Here is a 20216-nt window from a genome sequence, read left to right as displayed (position 1 = left end):
GATCCCCCCGGAAAAACGTGATCCGACATGACGGGTTCACGGACTTGTTCGAATCGATGAAAACACAGCGTTTTAGCAGGTTCCGGCGCTCTTGCCACCCTGTAAGGCCGTCGGTATGTTCAGCCCGATTTCACGGGCTGGGGTGTGGTGCATCGTTCGTTAACGGTGGTATGTTGATCGATCGAGTCAGCCATACACCCGAAGGACTCCATCCTAGGAGGAGTGAAGAATGAGAAAGGGTACCAAAAGGCTGTTGACGGTCGGGGCGGTCCTGACCATCGGCGCTTGCGGTGACACCGTAGAGGTCGTCACCCCGCCGTTCCCGGACATTCCGCCCATCACCATTCCACCGCCGCCGGTAATTCCACCGCCGCCGCCTCCGCCGCCGCCACCTCCGCCCCCGCCGCCTCCGGCGAACCGGGCGCCCGTGGCAGTCGGCACGATTCCGGCGCACAGCGTCGACATCGGTGGCACGGCCACGGTTCCCGTGGCGGGCTACTTCAGCGATCCCGACGGCGACGCGCTGACGTACAGCGGTACTTCGTCCAACCCCGCCGCCGCCACGGTCAGCCTTGATGGCGCGACCGCGACGGTGACCGGTGTTGCGCGCGGAAGTGCCGTTGTCACTATCACGGCAGCCGACCCGGATGGCCTCCAGGCCAACCAGGGCTTTAACGTCGAAGTCGGCTCTGACGCCGGGCAGCCGGCGACTGTGACGATCTTCGGCCTCAGGGATCCGAACGACCGGAACACGTCGGTCGATCCGAGCAGCGTCTCCGGCGCGGTGTCCGTGCTCCTGGACGTGCAGTACAACGACGAGACGGTCACGGGCGTAGACCTGATGCTGGGTGACAACGTGATCTCCTGCCGCGGAGCGTCGAGCGACGCCAACCAGGCGATCGCGGGTCTCGTGGACTCCGGCGGCGCGGTCGAGATCGACTGCTACCTGAACACGGCTGCGGTCACGGGCGAGTGCATGGGCGAGCAGATGGATCCGGCATACGCGAACGGCGACTACGCGCTCGGTGCCCGCATCACGACGTCCGACGGGACGACGCGCGAATCGCTCGCGACGCAGAACGTCACGCTGAAGAACTCCGGCCATGTGGTGGTCGCGCACAGCGCAGGCGCCAGCAGCGTTGTCAAGACGGGCGCCAACATCTTCGGTGGACCGTCGGGCGAAGGGAACATGAACGCGTTCCACGTCTGCCCGGTCTCCTACGCGGGCACCGACGTCGGCATGGTTTCGCTGCGAGCCCTGAGCACGGGCGCGGAGAAGGCCGAGCCGCATCAGGCCGCGACATCACTCAGCTTCAAGGCCCCGACCAAGACGGCGACGTTCAACGGGGCCGCGGAGAACCGCGAAGGCCCGTTCTCCTGGGATGTGAACTCCGCATGGAACAGCGCGGTCGAGGACGCGGGTCCCGGCGGGCGCGAGCACTGGGTGTTCGCGGCCGAGACGATCACCGACGCGGACGGCCTGGACGCCAGCGAGGAGTTCGCGACCGAGAATCCCTACGGTCCGTACTACTTCGACTTCAAGGCGCCCACGGCCGGGCCCATCCACATCAACAAGAAGGCCGTTGAGGCGAATACGTCCTACTCGGCTGCCGCCGGCATCGCGCTTACCGGCATGATGGACGCCGGCGCGGGCGCGAACGCCGCATCCGTCATGATTGCGGTGGGCGACTGCTCGAATCCGGCCAACCTGCCGTACAACGCCGCCAAGAAGACGCCCAACCGGACGACGACTCCGTTCGTCGCGGCATACTCGGGCGTGAGCTCGGTCTCCGAATTGGCGGAAGAGGACGCCATGCGCGCCGCGGCCGGCCAGACGGATGACAACGGGCTCGATTGCTACGTGGCCGAGCTGACCGCGTTCGCAGACAAGCTCGGCAACGCGTGGAAGGGTGGCGCCGACCCGGCGACGTGGATGCAGACGCCGAACTTCGGTGTCGACAAGACGGCGCCGGTGTTGAGCGACATCGAGCCCGAATCGGGCCTCGTGTTCAAGGCTCTCCCCGACATGGAGTTCGAGGTCGACAATCCGGACCTCGAGTCGGGCGACGACGGCACCGACCTCAGCGGGAAGGTCACGAGGCGGGTCGGCACCAGGAACGTCGATGTCGGTACCGTGGCTTTCGACGGCCGCAACGGTACGGTCACGCTCGACGGAGCCAACGCCTACTTCACGGGCAGCAGCGGTCCGGCCAACGGCGCCAAGACGGTCACCGTCTCGGTGAGCGACGGCGCGATGCCGGCCAACAGCGCGAGCTATTCGCTGAGCTTCGGCTACGACACGAAGGCTCCGACGGTCTCGATCAGCAAGAGCCAGTCGAGCATCGGCCAGACCGGCGCCTCGTCGGTGACGGTGTCGGTGGCGGGAACGATCTCCGACGCGAGCGAGATCGAGAGTGCCGCGCTCAGGCTCCTCCTGGGCGATGACGTCAACACCTGCGCGGCGGTCACCGACACGCTGCCGGACAACCGGACCACGGGCGGGGACAAGCGGAACCTCGAGAACGGGACGAACTCGATCGCGTTCGACGAGAGCTTCGTGATCAAGAGGCCCGAGGGCACCGGCGCGGGACCGGAGACGTACTGCTTCCGCCTGGATGTCGAGGATGCCTCCGTTGAGGCGGACGCCCGCGGCAGCGGAACCGAGGCGATGTACAATCTCGGCAACTTCATGGTGACGTGGCCGGCAGGCCCGCCTGTGATTCCGGGTCCGACGTTCATGTTCCACGCCGCGGCCGCGGTGACCGAACTGGATTCGCTGCAGGTGGTCGAGGGCGCGACGAGCGACAACGCCTACCGCGTGACGCTGAAGGATGCGCCGGCGGCCGCGACGTACCCGATCGAGATGACGATCGATGGGTCGGCCACGGTGACGCCGACCATTACCGGCGGTAGCGGGAGCGACGCTACTCAGTTTGGGGCGGCGACCGACACGCTCACGGTGACGCTCGCCACCGCGCACGACCGGAACATCGTCTCCGAGTTGAGGACCCTGACCCACAAGGCGGAGGACTTCGGCGACACCGACTTCCCGGTGCGCGTGATGGACGACGACTTCATGATCTCCGTGAATACGCCGTCGATCCGCGAGGATGACGACGCCGTGAAGGTCGAGGTGAAGGTGACTGCCGGTTCGCCGCAGGCTGCGGACAATACGTTGTCGGTGACGCTCGGTCCCAAAACCGGTACCGAGGCGGGCGACATAGCCTCCGGTAGTGCCGCGACCGCGTCGGTGACGATTGACTCGGCTAAGACGGTGGGGGTCGACACCGTCGAGGTGAACGCGGCCGATGACGGCGCGCAGAACGAGGTGAACGAGTTCATCGAGTTGACGGTGAGCGGCAGCGACGCAGCCGCCCTGTACTACGCGCCCGCCGAGATCATGATCATCGACGACGACCCGGACATCGAGCTTTCGCTGGACGTGACCGAGGCGGACGAGGATGCCGATAACGTGGCCGTGACGATCACGGCCACGGCCAAGAGCGAGGTGGGTGGTCAGGTGGTCGCCTCGGTAGTGATCGCCGGTGCGAACGGGGCGACTACCGGAGCCGGTGACGACTCAGACGACTTTACCGCCACCTCTCCGGTTGCGCTGGTGATCGACGCAGGAGATACGGTCGGGACGGCGACCACGACGGTGACGATCGTCAACGACGCCGAAGACGATGATGGCGAAACGATCGAATTCTCGGCGGTCAACGTCACTGTCGGAACCAAGGAGTACACGTTCAAGAGCGTCAAGTTGAAGATCAACGACGACGACGATACACCGTAACCCCAACGGTCTCTGACGAGAGGCCTCACGGAAGCGGGCCCCCGCGAAGGCTGCGGGGGCCCGCTTCTATTTAATTGACGATCGTGGATGACTCCGACCACGACGATGGCGAGTCGATCGAGTTCACGGCCGCCAGGTGAGTTCCCGGGGGAGCACCTCGCCGTAGATGGGGTTGGCGATACGAAGCGGCGGGTCCGGCGCGACGAGTCCGAGATCGCGCACATACTCGAAGTCCCGATCGGAATACGCCGCGTCGCCACCGCTGAGCAGCGGTTCGATCACCCGGCGCACCCGGTCCTCGCGCAGCTTGTCGGCCAGTTGGTCCAGGTGCGTCTCGCGGCTCAGGATCAGCATCTCCCGCGCCTCGAAGACGTCCTGCTCGGAGATGGGACCGTCGCGCGGACGGAGCGGCCCCTGAGGGAAGCACATCTCCCGCCCGAGCGCGTTCACGAGCCAGGGGCTGGCCGCGCGTCTGCTCCCACACCGCCTCCAGCGCCTCCGGAGCGAAGGCCTGGTCAGCGTGTCCTCGGCCTCTCGGGCGATCTCCGCCGCGATCGCCCCCATCGCCCGCCCCACATCCTCGCGGGCGGTCTGGGCGGGCTCCACGTTGATGTACGCGCAGCGGTACTCGCCTTCGGCGCCGCCGTTCAGGAGGTCGCGCAACGCCAACAGCGCGGAGGTCTTCCCCGTCTGCCGGGGGGCGTGCAGGACGAAGTACCGCTCGGCGTGGATAAGACTCAGGAGTTCGGCTGCGCCCAGCCGTTCCAGCGGCGGCACGCAGTTATAGGCCTACGCGCCCGGGAAATGCGTGCGCACCAACGTCTTGAATGTGGTAATGAATGTTGGGATGCGCGCCCGATTTCGGCGGGAATCTCGGAGGGGAGTGTTCGCTTCTCCTGTCCCGGCCGCGCCACCCGACTCCAACGTTAATTGTGTCGGCACGGTCACGCAATGATCGCGAGATCGGTCGATGCAGTCGCGGGGATCACACCAATCTCTACCTCATCCGAGCACGAGTGCGACACGCTGTAGGACGCTTCGCTACAGGCCATCGCGGGCGCCAGACGGTCGGAGGTTATCGACCTCCGCCCGGGCTCGACCCCTCCTCCTCGCACATCTCGAGGAACACTCTTAGCGACATCGCGCCCTCCCTCCTGAGACGTGAGACGTCTCGAGCGTAGAAGTCAGCGCCGCCGTTCAGGCCGACGAACTCGCCCCGGAACATCTCGATGTCCGGGTCGAACTGGATGACCGCCCGGTAGCCCTCGATCTCCATCGTCCCTGGGCACCGGCGGTCGATCTCGTTGACAGCGTTTCGTAACTCAGCCACGTGTCGCGGCCCTCTCCTTCTGACTGCTTCAGCGGCGTGTCTTCTCCCCGTTCCGACGTGTGAACGTTAGTCGTGTCGCGGCGAATCGCGCACAGATCGCGATAGTGGTCACAATTATCGTTTAATCAATACCATTCGTTACCACATTCAAGACGGAGTGCGATATAAAAAGGACCATCGCTCGGTCCGTTGCACGTGCAAGTCGCTCGCCGGTCGCGTTGGTGACACCGTTGTTTCAGGCTCCTTATGACGGGGACCGCACGTCAGCGACGAAACCTGGACGCGAACGTTCGTCTCGAATGGGGCGGTAGAGGACGTAATCGTTTGTCGGTTCGCAAGTTAATGCGTTCGATACCCCTTCGCTGATCCCGGCACGTGAAGACAGCCGCCGTCTAGCCTGTACGGCCGGGGGAGTCCGCTCGGCGCCGTCGCGAAAGGCCGCCTGCTCCCCCCCGCGCCCGGTCCCGGTCCTGTTTCGGCCTCACTTCGAGAGCGAGGGGGTCGGCCGCGCGGGAAACTCCGGAGTTGGAGACCGTAACACACACGACTACAACAAGTTATATCCATTCCGCGATGGTCACTATCTCAGCGGCCGACCCGGATGGCCTCCAGGCCAACCAGGGATTCAACGTGTCGGTGGGCAGCGACCAGGGGGATCCGGCGACGGTTGTGGTCTTCGACCTCAAGAGTGTCGAGGACAACAGCGCGGTCGATCCGACGAACGTGTCGGGTGACGTCTGGGTCGTCCTCGACGTCCAGAACAACGACGAGACCGTGGCTGGCATCGCGCTCACGCTGGGCGACGCAGTGATCCAGTGCCGGGGCTCGTCGGCGTCGGCCGACCACGCGGCGCCTGGTCTCGCGGCGTCGGGCAGTACGGAATACAACTGCCTGTTCAAGTCGGCCGCGACCATGGGCGAGTGCATGGGCGAGCAGCTCGCTCCCATGTACGCCAACGGCGAGTACGAGATCGGCGCCTTCCTCACGACGTCCGAGGGCGAGCGGCGCGACGCTGCCGCCGCGCTGCCGGTCACGCTGAAGAACGCCAGCTACGTGGACGTGGTGCACCACGCCGGCAGGGCTGTCACGCACGGCGGCCGGACGTTCCACGGCGGGCCGGGCGGCGAGGGCAACATGAACTCGTTCAGCGCGTGCCCCGTCTCCTTCATGGGGACGGAGGTCGGCTCACTCACGCTCGAGGCAAAGCGCACGGATACCGACTCCGAGCCGCGCCAGATGGTCGAGGGGCCGACCGTGAGCTTCCAGACGGGCAAGGAGGAGCCGGACAACGATCCGTCTCCGACGCTCACGGAGGCGCCGTACACGTGGACGATCGACCCCGAGTTCAACGCCATGGTCGAGACCATGGATGGTGACGAATTCTGGGTGGTGAACTCCGGCGCCATCATGAACGCCGATGGCGGGGACGTGACGGCCGAGTTCCGGAAGGCGGGCGAAGCCATGAATGGGCCGCTTCATTTCGACTTCAAGGCTCCGACGCTTGCCGAAGATGCCGAGATTCAGGTCGCCGAGCAGGCCATCGTCGCCGGCACGTCGTATTCGGGCGGCAAGATCATGAAGAAGGACAGCGACTTCTCGCTGATGGGCGGGATCGACGGTGGCGTGGGCATCAACAACGCCATGACCATGATCGCCGTCGGCGACTGCGCGAAAAACGAAACCGACGTGGACAAGGTCGATCGCACGAAGGTCGGCTTCATGGCCATTGAGGGGTACGAGGACGTCTCCGGGATTGCGGATCTGGAGGAGGAGGACGCGGGTCGCTCCAAGACGGACAAGAACGGAGCGGACTGCTACGTCGCCGAACTCGCCATGCTGGCCGACCAACTCGGCAACGCGTGGAAGGGCGGCGAGACGCCCGCGAGCTGGCTGCAGACGGCCAACTTCGGCGTCGACAAGACGGCTCCGAAGATCTCGAACGTCGAGCACGACGACGGCGATGTGTTCGGCGGCGACGCCGTGATCGAGTTCGAGGTCGAGAATCCGAAGCTTGCCTCGGGCGACAACGGCACGGCGATCTCGGGTATGTTGACCAGGCCGGGCGCGACAGCCTCGGCCGACCCGATTCCCTTCGGCAAGGTGGCGGCCGTCGGCGGCGGCGACGATGACGACTGGCAGGCGACGGTCACCGGTCTGCCCAAGGACGGGGAGTACGACGTCACCGTCACGGTCCAGGACGGCGCCATGCCGCCCAACAAGGACAGCTTCGAGGCGAATCTCGTCTACGACGCCACAAGTCCGACGTTCACGGCCGCCGAGTACCTCAGCGACGTCGCCGGCGGGCTCACGGCGACCATCGACCTCGGAGGCTCGCTGAAGGACAAGACGTCCGGGATCGAGGAGTACAAGCTGTCGGTCTTCAGAAATACCGGTAACGCGGTCGCGTTCTGCGGCGAGGCTGCCGCGACTGGCGAGCCTGCGGACACAGCGGTTGCCGCCACCCGGCTGCCGAAGGATTTCTCCAAGGCGCGGAAGGGGAAGGGTAGCACGTCCATCAACATACCGGCGTTTGCCCTGAAGCCCCCCGCAACCACTACCGAAGATGGAGAAAACCTCTGCGTGGAGGTTTCGGCGGAGGACAGGGCCGGCAACAAGTTGGCGGCCACCGATGCCGCCTTCGTCACCGTGAATTGGCGGTCGAATATCCCGCAGATTCTGATCACGGGGTTGCCGGCCGGGGCAACGGCTGACACCATCGCCGAAGGTGCTGTCCTCCCAGACGATCTGCAGATCGCACTCGGCGCCACGCCCACGGGCGAGGTGACCATCGAGTTCGAGAGCAGCGATAAGGACGTTCTGCCCGCGCCGGCAGATCTCACTCTCGCGGCCGACGCCGCCACCACTGCGGTCAGCATAGCGACAGGCGGCACCAGCAGGACCGCTCCGGAGGCGTCGAACGACGATGACGCGTCGGACGACAAGGTCACCATCACGGCTACCGCGAAGGGCGGCGGCTACGATGGCATGACGGCGAGCTTCGACGTTGTGGTCACCGACAACGACTGGCTGGTAACCGTCTCCGATACGGAGATCGAGCAGGGTGCGAGCGATACGGTCACGGTCACGCTGACACGGGCGGCGAGCGCGAAGGGGTCGGCCACCACGGGCGCCACAACAGGGGTCAATCTCTACGCCTCCGCCAACCACGCCAGCATTACGGTGCCGGCTACTACGTCGCTCAACTTCGCCAACAACAAGACAACCGCGACAGCGAAGATCAGGATCGTCGTGAGTTCGGCGACTCCCACTGGCTCGGTGATCACACTAAGGGTCGATGATGACGCCGACGCCACCAACACTCACTCGATCAGTGGTGTTGGGGATCTCTTGCCTTCGGCAGGGGCAATAATCGTTATCACGGCGCCGAGCGGAGGCTGAGCGACGCTGACGGACCAGCCAACTCAGCCAGCAGTACGGAAAGGGGGTCCCGCGAAGTTCGCGGGGCCCCCTTCTCTTTAGCCGTGCTCCAGCTTGACAAATGTATCCAATGGGATACAATCCTTCCCCGGCGGGCGAACTCTGAGGAGGCGGCGTGAGCAACGAAACCTACACCCCTTGGGACAGCACCGAGTTTCTCGATGATGACGAAGCGCGCATCGAATACCTGAAGGCCGCGCTGGCGGAGAACGATCCGGAGTTCTTCGCGAAGGCGGTCGGCGACGTCGCCCGCGCCATGGGCATGACCACGGTCGCCCGGGGGGCGCGACTGGGTCGTCCGAGCCTGTACAAGTCGCTGTCCGGCGAGCGTGATCCGCGGCTCGGTACGGTGATGAGGGTTCTCGATGCACTGGGCATCCGCCTCACCGTCGCGCCCGGAGCGGTCTGACGGAGGAATCGCGAGGCCACAGGGCACGACCGTGACGAATGCCGGGGTGAGCTGGCGGGCCGGGTAGCTCCCCGTGGTGACGGCCGGCGACGCCGACCGAATGCTCGCCACAGCGCCATTCTGAAGTGCCGTTCATGATTGCGCCCCCGCGCGGGCGGGGCGACTTTTCAGACATGCGCCGATTCAACACCGCCGGTCCCGTCCGTCCGGACGAGCACTACTGCGTTCCTCCGCTGGACCGGGTGAGTCTGGCCGGCGTGATGGATCTGGTCCGCTCCAAGGCCTACTTCGTCCTGCACGCCCCCCGGCAGACGGGAAAGACCTCCGCGCTGCTCGCGCTGCGCGACCTGTTGAACGGCGGGACCGAGGGCGAGTACCGCTGCGCGTACATCAACGTCGAGCCCGCCCAGACCGCCCGCGAGGATGTGGGGCGGGCGATGGGGGCGATCGCCACGGAGATCGCCCTCGAGGCCGAGGACACGCTGAACGACCCGGTGACGGCCGAGGCGGCGCGCGGCCTCGACACCACGGGACGCCCCGACGTCGCGCTGCGAACCCTGCTGCGTCTGTGGACGAAGGCATCCGACGCGCCGCTTGTGCTGCTGATCGACGAGATCGACGCCCTGGTGGGCGATTCGCTGGTGTCCGTGCTGCGTCAGCTGCGCGCGGGCTATGCCCACCGTCCCAACGGGTTCCCCCAAAGCGTGGTGCTGTGCGGCGTGCGGGACGTGCGCGACTACCGGATCCACGCGAGCTCCGAGAAGGAGGTGATCGCCGGCGGCAGCGCGTTCAACATCAAGGCGCGCTCGCTTCGCCTGGGCGACTTCACGCGGTCTGACGTCGAGACCCTGCTGGGCCAGCACACGGACGAGACCGGCCAGGCCTTCGCTCCGGAGGCGCTGGACGCGGTGTGGGAGCAGACGCGCGGCCAGCCGTGGCTCGTGAACGCGCTCGGGCGGGAGATGTGCTTCCCAAAGAGGCCGCTCCGCCCGCACGACCGCCCCATCTCCGAGCAGGACGTCTTCGAAGCGCGGGAGATGCTGATCCTGCGTCGCGAAACGCACTTGGATCAACTGGCCGACAAGCTGCGCGAGCCCCGGGTGCGCCGGGTGATCGAGCCGCTGCTCGGCGGCGGGGACGAGGAGTATTCGGACAGGGACTTCGAGTACGTGCGGGATCTGGGGCTGGTGGCGCCGGACCCGCCGCTGCGCGTCGCGAACCCCATCTACGGCGAGGTTCTGCCCCGGGAGCTGACCTGGATGCTCCAGCACAGGATGCCGCAGCGGACCGCATGGTACGCCGACGCCGGCGGCGACCTCGACATGGACAGGCTCCTCGCCGCGTTCCAGGACTTCTTCCGGCAGAACTCGGAGCACTGGGTCGAGCGGGCCCGGTACACCGAGGCAGGCCCGCAGCTCGTGCTGCAGGCGTTCCTGCACCGGGTCGTGAACGGGAGGGGCCGGATCGAGCGCGAGTACGCGCTGGGGAGCCGCCGCGTGGACCTGTTGGTGATCTGGCCCGGCGGGCAGGGGCGCGCCAGCCGGTTCGTGGTCGAATGCAAGCTGCTGAAGGATGGCCGCTCGCACGCCCGTACCGTCGAGCGGGGCCTCGAACAGACGGTCGCCTACATGGACCTCTGCGATGCCGATGCCGGCCACCTCGTCGTATTCGACATGCGGAAGGGAAGGACGTGGGCGGAGAAGATCTACCGAGAGGAGCGGAGCCGGAACGGCACGCCCATCACCGTGTGGGGGGCGTAAGTTCCGGCGTCGATGCGGCCGCTGTGACCATGCCATTCGTTCCCTCATTCGAGATGGCTGCGACACGATGAGGACACCCCGCTCAGTCCGTCCCAGGTGCGGCACGTTCGCCGGTCGCGTTGGCGGGTCCATCGATTCAGACTCTTCATGGAGGGACCGCACGTCAGCGACGGCACTTGGCCGCGACCGTTCGTCCCGAATGGGACAAAGGTGACGTAACTCGTATCCCGTTTGGAAGTTATGCGCAGACTACTTCGCTGGTCCCGTCACACGAAGGCCGCCGTCGCCTAGCCCGTACGCGGGGGAGAGTCGGCTCGGTGCCATCGCGAAGAACTCCGCCTCGGCAGCCCCCTGCGACCGGTTTCGGTCCCTGCTCGACCTCGCCTCGCGAGCGAGAAAATCGATGATGTGAAAATCCCGAGCGTATAGCACGTAAAACCGTCTGTCACAATCCGTTATAGCCATTCCGCGATCGTCACTATCACAGCGGCCGACCCGGACGGCCTCCAGGCCAACCAGGGATTCAACGTCGAGGTCGGCTCTGACGCCGGGCAGCCGGCGACCGTGACGATCTTCGGCCTCAGGGATCCGAACGACCGGAACACGTCGGTCGATCCGAGCAGCGTCTCCGGCGCGGTGTCGGTGCTCCTGGACGTGCAGTACAACGACGAGACGGTCACGGGCGTAGACCTGATGCTGGGTGACAACGTGATCTCCTGCCGCGGAGCGTCGAGCGACGCCAACCAGGCGATCGCGGGTCTCGTGGACTCCGGCGGCGCGGTCGAGATCGACTGCTACCTGAACACGGCTGCGGTCACGGGCGAGTGCATGGGCGAGCAGATGGATCCGGCATACGCGAACGGCGACTACGCGCTCGGTGCCCGCATCACGACGTCCGACGGGACGACGCGCGAATCGCTCGCGACGCAGAACGTCACGCTGAAGAACTCCGGCCATGTGGTGGTCGCGCACAGCGCAGGCGCCAGCAGCGTTGTCAAGACGGGCGCCAACATCTTCGGTGGACCGTCGGGCGAAGGGAACATGAACGCGTTCCACGTCTGCCCGGTCTCCTACGCGGGCACCGACGTCGGCATGGTTTCGCTGCGAGCCCTGAGCACGGGCGCGGAGAAGGCCGAGCCGCACCAGCCCGCGACATCGCTCAGCTTCAAGGCCCCGACCAAGGCGGAGAAGTTCAACGGCAAGGCGGCGGACCGCGAAGGCCCGTTCACGTGGGACGTGAACTCCGCATGGAACAGCGCGGTCGAGGACGCGGGTCCCGGCGGGCGCGAGCACTGGGTGTTCGCGGCCGAGACGATCACCGACGCGGACGGTCTCGACGCCAGCGAGGAGTTCGCGACCGAGAATCCCTACGGTCCGTACTACTTCGACTTCAAGGCGCCCACGGCCGGGCCCATCCACATCAACAAGAAGGCCGTTGAGGCGGACCTGCACTACTCGGCCTCCGCCGGCATCGCGCTTACCGGCATGATGGACGCCGGCTCGGGCTGGGACGCCACATCGATCACGATTGCGGTGGGCGACTGCTCGAATCCGGCCAACCTGCCGTACAACAGCGCCAAGAAGACGCCCAACCGGATGACGACTCCATTCGTCGCAGCGTACGCGGACGTGAGTTCGGTCTCCGAATTGGCGGAAGAGGACGCCATGCGCGCCGCGGCCGGCCAGACGGATAACAACGGGCTCGACTGCTACGTGGCCGAGCTGACCGCGTTCGCAGACAAGCTCGGCAACGCGTGGAAGGGTGGTGGCGACCCGGCGACGTGGATGCAGACGCCGAACTTCGGTGTCGACAAGACGGCGCCGGTGTTGAGCGACATCGAGCCCGAGTCGGGCATGGTGTTCAAAGCTCTCCCGATGATGGAGTTCGAGGTCGACAATCCGGACCTCGAGTCGGGCGACGACGGCACCAAAGTTGGCGGGAAGGTGACGAGGCGGGTCGGCACCAAGAACGTCGAAGTCGGTAGCGTGGCTATCGAAGACCGCAACGGCACGGTCACGCTCGACGGCGACAACGCCTACTTCAAGACGGCGGCCGGCGAGGCGAGCAACGGCGCCAAGACGGTCACCGTCACGGTGAGCGACGGCGCGACGCCGGCCAACACCGCGAGCTATTCGCTGAGCTTCGGCTACGACACGAAGGCTCCGACGGTCTCGATCAGCAAGAGCCAGTCGGACATCGGCCAGACCGGCGCCTCGTCGGTGACGGTGTCGGTGGCGGGAACGATCTCCGACGCGAGCGAGATCGAGAGTGCCGCGCTCAGGCTCCTCCTGGGCGATGACGTCAACACCTGCGCGGCGATCACCGACACGCTGCCGGACAACCGGACCACGGGCGGGGACAAGCGGAACCTCGAGAACGGGACGAACTCGATCGCGTTCGACGAGAGCTTCGTGATCAAGAGGCCCGAGGGCACCGGCGCGGGACCGGAGACGTACTGCTTCCGCCTGGATGTCGAGGATGCCTCCGTTGAGGCGGACGCCCGCGGCAAGGGAACCGAGGAGACGTACAATCTCGGCAAATTCACGGTGACGTGGCCGGCCGGCCCGGCGCCGCCGCCTCCGGGTCCGACGTTCCAGTTCCACGCCGCGGCCGCGGTGACCGAGCTGGATTCGCTGAGCGTGGTCGAGGGCGCGACGGCCGACAACGCCTACCGCGTCACGCTGAAGAATGTGCCGGCGGACGCGACGTACCCGATCGAGATGACGATCGATGGGTCGGCCACGGTGACGCCGACCATTACCGGCGGTAGCGGGAGCGACGCTACTCAGTTTGGGGCGGCGACCGACACGCTCACGGTGACGCTCGCCACCGCGCACGACCGGAACATCGTCTCCGAGTTGAGGACTCTGACCCACAAGGCGGAGGACTTCGACGACGCCGACTTCCCGGTGCGCGTGATGGACGACGACTTCAAGATCACAACGAATGTCCCGTCCGTGCGGGAGGATGACGACGCCGTGAAGGTTGTGGTGACGGTGACTGCCGGTTCGCCACAGGCCTCGGACAATGCGTTGTCGGTGGTGATCGGTCCCAAAACCGGTACCACAGATGGCGATATAGCCACCGGTAGTGCCACGGCCGCGTCGGTGACGATTGACTCGGCTAAGACGGTGGGGGTCGACACCGTCGAGGTGAACGCGGCCGATGACGGCGCGCAGGACGAGGTGAACGAGTTCATCGAGCTGACGGTGAGCGGCAGCGACCCAACCGGCCTGTACTACGCGCCCGCCGAGATCATGATCCTCGACGACGACCCGGACATCGAGCTTTCGCTGAGCGTGACCGAGGCGGACGAGGATGCCGGTAACGTGGCCGTGACGATCACGGCGACGGCCAAGAGCGAGGTGGGCGGCCAGGTGAACGCCTCGATAGCGATCGCCGGTGCGAACGGGGCGACGTTCGGGGCCGCGGACAGCACGACTGAAACGGACGACGCCAGAGGTACGTCGCCCGTCGCGCTGGTGATCGACGCCGGAGAGACGGTCGGGACGGCGAACACGACGGTGACAATCGTCGACGACGCCGAAGACGATGATGGCGAGACGATCGAGTTCTCGGCGGTCAACGTCACTGTCGGAACCAAGGAGTACACGTTCAAGAGCGTCAAGTTGAAGATCAACGACGACGACGACGACTCGTAAACCCCAACGGTCTCTGACGAGAGGCCTCACGGAAGCGGGCCCCCGCGCAGTCTGCGGGGGCCCGCTTCCTTCTTTATGAGGAGGTACGAGTTTGGGAGCGACGATGCCGAGACACGGCCGGCGGTGTGGAAGGCAGGGCGGAGATCACGGTTCTTCCTCCTCCTCCGCCTCCGGATCTCACGGGGACGTACTTCCTCGAGAACCTGGCCGGAACGTCCACGGGCGGGGTGCTGCTCACTCGCCCGACGGTCTCAGGCACGCTGGAACTCGCGCAGGAGGCGCCCTCGGGCGATTCCGCGACGGGCAGCTACGAGGTGAACATCATGGCGCCGGCCCTGACGATCGCCGATGAAGGCACCTTCACCGTGTGCACCGACGGAAGCTGGCGGCAGACCGGAGAGGTGTCCGGCGAGGGTATGTATGCGATACCGGGCGACACCCTCACGCTTGCGATCGCCGAGCCCGAGACGGCGTCTTCGAGGACGGTCTGGGTGATGGGTGCGCCCCCGCCGCCCCCCGCCCGCGCCGGGATGGGGGAGCCCCTCGCGGGTGCGCGGGGGGCTCCCCTATTTTTTGGGGGCTTATTTTTTATGCGAATCGGGCCATCGGGTCCGTCACGAGAAGCGCTGAGAGGACTGACCGAATGAACGGAAAGACGAATCGTTACCGCACCCTGGCTATCGCGAGCGCGCTCGTCGCGGCTCTCATCGGCGGCGTCTCCTGCGGTGGAGACGGGACGACGGCTCCGCCCCCGCCGCCACCACCGCCACCACCGCCGCCTCCGGTGGCTCCGGTGGCGGTCGGGTCGATCCCGGCGCAGGTCGTGACGGCGGGCGAGTCGGTGACGGTGGACGTTTCGCCGTTCTTCAGCGATCCCGACGGGGGGACCCTGACGTACGCGGCCGCGTCGTCGGCCGAGGCCGTGCTCACCGTGTCGCTGGCCGGCGCCAGCCTCACGATCACGGCGGTGGCGCCGGGGAGGGCGACGGTAACCGTGACGGCCACCGATCCGGACGGCCTGACGGCCACGCAGAGCGCGGAGGTGACCGTCGAGGCGGCCAACCAAGCGCCGGAGGCCGCGGGGACGATTCCGGCGCAGGCGATGAGGGTGGGCCAGACGGCGACCGTGAACGTAGCCTCCTTCTTCAGCGACCCGGACGGCGACCCGTTGGGGTACTCGGCGGCGACGTCGGCCGCGGGTGTGGTGTCGGTCTCGATGTCCGGGAGCGTTCTGACGCTGGTCGGGGTGGGGGTCGGCACGGCGACGGTGACCGTGACCGCCGCCGACCCGGACGGTCTGAGCGCCACGCAGAGCGCGGAGGTGACCGTTGCGGCGGCCAACCGGGCGCCGGAGGGCGTGGGGACGATTCCGGCCCGGACGATCTCCGCGGGCGACACGGTGACGGTGGACGTGTCCGCCTTCTTCGCCGATCCGGACGGCGACGAGCTGGGCTACGAGGCGGAGTCGAGCGACGAGGCCGTGCTCGAGGTCGGCATCTCGGGGAGCAGCCTGACGATCACGGGCGTGGCGGTGGGGACGGCGACGGCGACGGTGACGGCCACGGATCCGGACGGCCTGAGCGCGACGCAGAGCGCCGAGGTGACGGTCGAGGCGGCCAACCGGGCGCCGGAGGCGGTGGGCACGATCCCGCCCCAGAGTCTGAACGCGGGACAGTCTCGGACGATCGATGTGTCCGCATATTTTCGGGATCCGGACGGAGACGTGCTGATGTACGCGGTGGCGACCTCGAACGCGCTGGCGACCGCGTCGGTGACGGGAAGCCGTGTGACGGTGATCGGGGTGGCGGCCGGCTCGGCGACGGTGACGGTGACGGCGAGGGACCCGGGCGGCCTGTCGGCGACGCAGAGCGCCGAGGTCACGGTGGCGGCCGGCGCCGGATTCCGGGACGACTTCGACTCGGCCGCCAGCCTGGACGACTGGGATCTCTACAGCGCTCGAGCCGAAGTGGTCGATGGAGTACTGAACCTGACCGGTACGGAAGCGGGGACCTTTGGAACGGCCGACCGGGTGCTCGAGACTCCGGTGACGGACTGGGCGGTCGGCGCGAACATGGCTCGGACCGCGACCGACGAATTCGTGGTCTTGTACGGGGTGACCGGCCATGCGCGGTTCAGCCTCTGGAGGCTCGCCATTGGGCCCGTTCAAGACCGGAATTACAGCCTCGCCTTGTTTGATCGGAGCGACAGGGCCTACGTGACGGTCACGAATTTCTCCGGCGACTCCGATGCAATCAACGAAGCGCCGAACGAATTCACTGACATCGTGTTGCAAAACCAGTCCGGCGAACTCGCCCTCACTGCGGGGAACACGGATCTGTTCAGGTTGGAAATCGCGAGGCTCTCCTTCAGAGATGTGAGGGTGCCCGACATCTTCCACAGCTTGGAGGAGGTTTGGCTCGCGACAACCCACAACCACACGGCACTCTTCGATTGGGTGCACGTGACCGGTACGGAGATCGGCGCGGACATGTCGAGCCGGTCGGGAGCCGCACGGAGACTCGATCTTGGGCGCGAGGCCGTCGAGGCTTCCGCCGCCGCGGAGCCGATCCGGCTGAAGCGATAGACGCGGCCCCGGCTCCGGAGAATCGTCGGCGTCTATGGTGTTTGGATCGCGGAAGCAGGTGCGCGGCTGGGCGGCGGTCGCGGTCGTGTGGGCCGCGGCCTGCGGCGACGCGGACTCGGGTCCCACGACGCCGACTCCTGCGCCGAACCGGGGACCGCGGGCGGTAGGGACCATCCCCGCCATCACGGTATCCGTCGGCGAGTCGGCCGCCGTCGACGTGTCTCCGTACTTCAGCGACCCGGACGGCGACGCGCTTTCCTACACGGCGACCTCGTCGAACGAGGCGGCCGCGGCCGTCTCCGTGTCGGGCGCCTCCGTGGTGGTTGCGGCGCACGCGCGGGGCGTCGTGACGGTCACGGTGGTGGCGCGCGACCCGGGCGGCCTGATCGCGCAGCAGCGATTCCAGGCGACCGTGCCGAACCGGGGGCCGGAAGCGGCCGACGAGATCCCGGCCCAAACCGTGTTCGCGGGACAGACGGCGACCGTCGATGCGTCCGCCTGGTTCAGCGACCCGGACGGCGACGCCCTGCGCTACACCGCCGCCTCGTCGAGGCCCGAGGTTGCAACGGTCACCGTTTCGGAGGCGGAGATCGCGATCCGCGCGCTGGCCCCTGGCGTCGCGATGGTCACCGTGGGCGCGAGCGATGTGGATGGGGCGAGCGTGGAGCGTGTGTTTCAGGTGACCGTGCCCAACCGGGCCCCGGAACCGGTGGGCACGATCGCCGCACTGACCCTGCCGGTCGGCGAAACAGCGGCGGTGGACGCATCCTCCTGGTTCGCCGACCCGGACGGGGAGATGCTGGCCTTCACCGCCGCCTCGTCGAACGCCGGGGTGGCCGACGTCTCCGTGTCGGGCGACTCGGTCGCGGTGACCGCTGTCGCGAGGGGACTCGCCACCGTAACGGTGACGGCGCGTGATCCGGGCGGCGCGGCGGCGCAGCAGACGTTCCGGGTGACCGTGCCCAACCGGGCGCCGGAGCCCGCGGGGACGATTCCGCCGCTGGCGCTGCCCGCCGGCGAAACGACGACGGTGGACGTCTCCTCCTGGTTCACGGACGCGGACGGCGACGCCCTTTCCTATACGGCGGCCTCGTCCGACGCCGAGGTGGCCACGGTCTCCGTGGCCGGCGCCGTCGCGACCGTGCGGGCGGTCTCGGCGGGCCACGCGACCGTGACGATCACGGCGAGCGACCCCGGAGGCCTGAGCGCCTCCTCCGCGTTCGGCGTGAGCGTCACGGGGGGCGCCCCCGGCTTCCAGATCGAACTCGTGTTCGCGACATCGGTGACCGCGACCCAGGAGGCGGCGTTCCGCCGCGCCGCCGAGCGCTGGATGGCGGTTCTCGCGCCGACGGACCTTCGGGACGTCAGACCGCGCGAGCCCCTGACCTGCGGCGACGATCCCAGATTCGAGCGAAGCGTCGACGTGATCGACGACCTCATGATCGTCGCGGCGGTCGAGGAAATCGATGGTCCGCGCGGAACGCTCGCATCGGCGGGGCCGTGCTGGGTTCGGAGCGAGAGCGCGCTGCCCTTCTATGGCCGCATGCGGTTCGACGCGGCCGACGTGCGGCGGCTCGAGCGCACCGGCGATTTCGAGGACATCGTCCTCCATGAAATGGGGCATGTGCTGGGCATCGGAACCTTGTGGGGGCGTCTGGGACTGCTACGGAACCCCGCCTCCGAAGACGTGGAGCCCGACACGCACTTCACGGGCCGGCTGGCCATCGAGGCGTTCGACGAGGCCGGCGGGGCGAACTACGCCGGCGCCAAGGTGCCCGTCGAGAACACCGGCGGCCCGGGGACCTGGAACGGCCACTGGCGCGAATCCGTGCTGGTAACGGAACTCATGACGGGATATTCGGAGCGAGGCCCGGAGCCCCTGAGCGCGATCACCGTTCAGTCCCTGGCGGACCTCGGCTACTCCGTCGATCCCGCGACAGCCGATTCCTACCGGCTTTCCGACGCGGACATGGCTCGCGCCATCGATGAAAGCGAGCGGATCCCGTACGGAGACGACATCTGGCGCGGGCCCATCGTCGTGGTCGACGAGGCAGGTCGGATCGTCCGAATCATCGGACAAAATACGCCCTGATCCCTGATCGCTGGCGCCGTCCGCGTCAGGCGGGATCGGTGCCGGTATCCGGAAGGGGCACTCCGAACACACTCCCCTCGAGTCTGGCCACGCGGTCGCTCATGGCCACGCGCGCCTCGACGATTTCGGAGTGGACGGCGTCGAGTCGGTCACTCAGTCCGTCGATGCGGGCGCCCAGGCGACGCTCGGATTCGCGGATCTCGGTGCGCAGATCCGTGCGCAGACCCCCGGTGTCGCCTTTCAGCTCGTCGCGCACGCTGACGATTTCGCCTTTCAGCTCGTCGCGCACGCCGACGATTTCGCCTTTCAGCTCGTCGCGCACGCCGACGATTTCGCCTTTCAGCCCGTCGCGCACCCCGACGATTTCGCCATTCAGCTCGTCGCGCACGCCGACGATTTCGCCTTTCAGCTCGTCGCGCACGCCGACGATATCGCCTTTCAGTTCATCGCGAAGGCCGACGATTTCGCCTTTCAGCTCGTCGCGCACGCCGACGATGTCGCCATTCAGCTCGTCGCGCACGCTGACGATTCCGGCTTGCAGCTCGTCGCGCACGCTGACGATTCCGGCTTTCAGCTCGTCGCGCACGCCGACGATGTCGGCCTTCAGCTCGTCGCGCACGCCGACGATTCCGGCTTTCAGCTCGTCGCGAAGTTCCTTCTGTACGCTCTCGAGCTGGCCCGAGAGCTTGTCGGTTTTGTTCGTGAGATTCCCGATGCCGCGAAGGGCGAGGCCGCCCATCGGCACGCCTACGCCGAGGATCGCCACCAGGATGCTCAGGATTCCGATCACGTCCAGTCCCATCGTTGCCACGCCTTCCGCACGAGGTTCGAAGGCGATGCCCGCCGTGCGCGGTACGCCCGCCCGCACTGAACCTCGCGGTCGCGATCAATGTCGTATCAACTGCAAACGGCCTCAAGTGCCGCCACTCCCGCAGGGGGTGCGATCGGCGTCTCTACTGAAGCCCTTCAGGCGGCCTCCTCACGGCCAAATCGCTTAAATATCGCCAACATGGCCCGGCCTGTCGTGCCAAGGTCGCATCCGAACGCCCATGGCGCCTATATTGCAGCCCGGTTGGAGAAAGGCCACCGCGATGTCCGGGGGATCCCCGGGACCGCACACCTTAAACCGAGACCACGCTTCCGG

General features: G+C 66.9%; 10 protein-coding genes and 1 pseudogene. 8 read left to right on the top strand and 3 right to left on the bottom strand.

What is annotated here, in order from left to right; translation table 11 throughout:
* Positions 1 to 427 precede the first annotated feature (427 nt).
* Positions 428 to 3796 (top strand): hypothetical protein, encoded by a 3369-nt coding sequence (locus tag ACQY5G_RS00105; protein WP_428275841.1) that lies wholly within the window; start codon positions 428 to 430, stop codon positions 3794 to 3796.
* 123 nt (positions 3797 to 3919) lie between these two features.
* Here the strand turns inward: ACQY5G_RS00105 and ACQY5G_RS00100 are convergent, their stop codons facing one another.
* Positions 3920 to 4573, bottom strand: a complete 654-nt coding sequence (locus ACQY5G_RS00100; RefSeq protein WP_428275839.1) for a hypothetical protein — start codon at positions 4571 to 4573, stop codon at positions 3920 to 3922.
* 313 nt (positions 4574 to 4886) lie between these two features.
* A pseudogene (locus tag ACQY5G_RS00095) lies at positions 4887 to 5072 on the bottom strand (toxin-antitoxin system HicB family antitoxin); the annotation flags it as partial.
* Positions 5073 to 5699: 627 nt separating this feature from the next.
* Between ACQY5G_RS00095 and ACQY5G_RS00090 the strand changes: the two are divergent.
* The 7 genes from ACQY5G_RS00090 (at position 5700) to ACQY5G_RS00060 (ending at position 19072) form a co-directional block, all read left to right on the top strand.
* On the top strand, positions 5700 to 8525 hold the full coding sequence (locus ACQY5G_RS00090) for a hypothetical protein (protein WP_428275837.1): 2826 nt from the start codon (positions 5700 to 5702) through the stop codon (positions 8523 to 8525).
* 154 nt (positions 8526 to 8679) lie between these two features.
* A complete protein-coding gene (locus ACQY5G_RS00085; RefSeq protein WP_428275817.1) occupies positions 8680 to 8973 on the top strand; it encodes an addiction module antidote protein in 294 nt (97 codons plus the stop codon).
* A gap of 173 nt (positions 8974 to 9146) precedes the next feature.
* Positions 9147 to 10733, top strand: coding sequence for an ATP-binding protein (locus ACQY5G_RS00080; protein WP_428275819.1), 1587 nt, complete (start codon positions 9147 to 9149; stop codon positions 10731 to 10733).
* A 564-nt stretch (positions 10734 to 11297) separates the two neighbouring features.
* Positions 11298 to 14396 (top strand): hypothetical protein, encoded by a 3099-nt coding sequence (locus ACQY5G_RS00075; RefSeq protein ID WP_428275811.1) that lies wholly within the window; start codon positions 11298 to 11300, stop codon positions 14394 to 14396.
* A gap of 125 nt (positions 14397 to 14521) precedes the next feature.
* A complete protein-coding gene (locus ACQY5G_RS00070) occupies positions 14522 to 15043 on the top strand; it encodes a hypothetical protein (RefSeq protein ID WP_428275813.1) in 522 nt (173 codons plus the stop codon).
* Entirely contained in the window at positions 15040 to 16980 is a 1941-nt protein-coding gene (locus ACQY5G_RS00065; RefSeq protein ID WP_428275835.1) for an Ig-like domain-containing protein, read from the top strand. Before ACQY5G_RS00070 ends, ACQY5G_RS00065 begins: the two co-directional genes overlap by 4 nt.
* A 34-nt stretch (positions 16981 to 17014) precedes the next feature.
* Positions 17015 to 19072, top strand: coding sequence for an Ig-like domain-containing protein (locus ACQY5G_RS00060; protein ID WP_428275833.1), 2058 nt, complete (start codon positions 17015 to 17017; stop codon positions 19070 to 19072).
* Between the two features lie 25 nt (positions 19073 to 19097).
* On the opposite strand, the gene ACQY5G_RS00055 is transcribed toward ACQY5G_RS00060, so the two are convergent.
* The gene (locus ACQY5G_RS00055) at positions 19098 to 19940 is read right to left on the bottom strand and encodes a hypothetical protein (protein ID WP_428275831.1); all 843 of its coding nucleotides are present in this window, start codon (positions 19938 to 19940) and stop codon (positions 19098 to 19100) included.
* Between the last annotated feature and the right edge of the window lie 276 nt (positions 19941 to 20216).

It is taken from the genome of Candidatus Palauibacter sp. (genome assembly GCF_965261555.1).
In the GTDB taxonomy this organism is placed as follows: Bacteria; Gemmatimonadota; Gemmatimonadetes; order Palauibacterales; family Palauibacteraceae; genus Palauibacter.
This window is presented reverse-complemented; position numbering and strand designations above follow the sequence as displayed.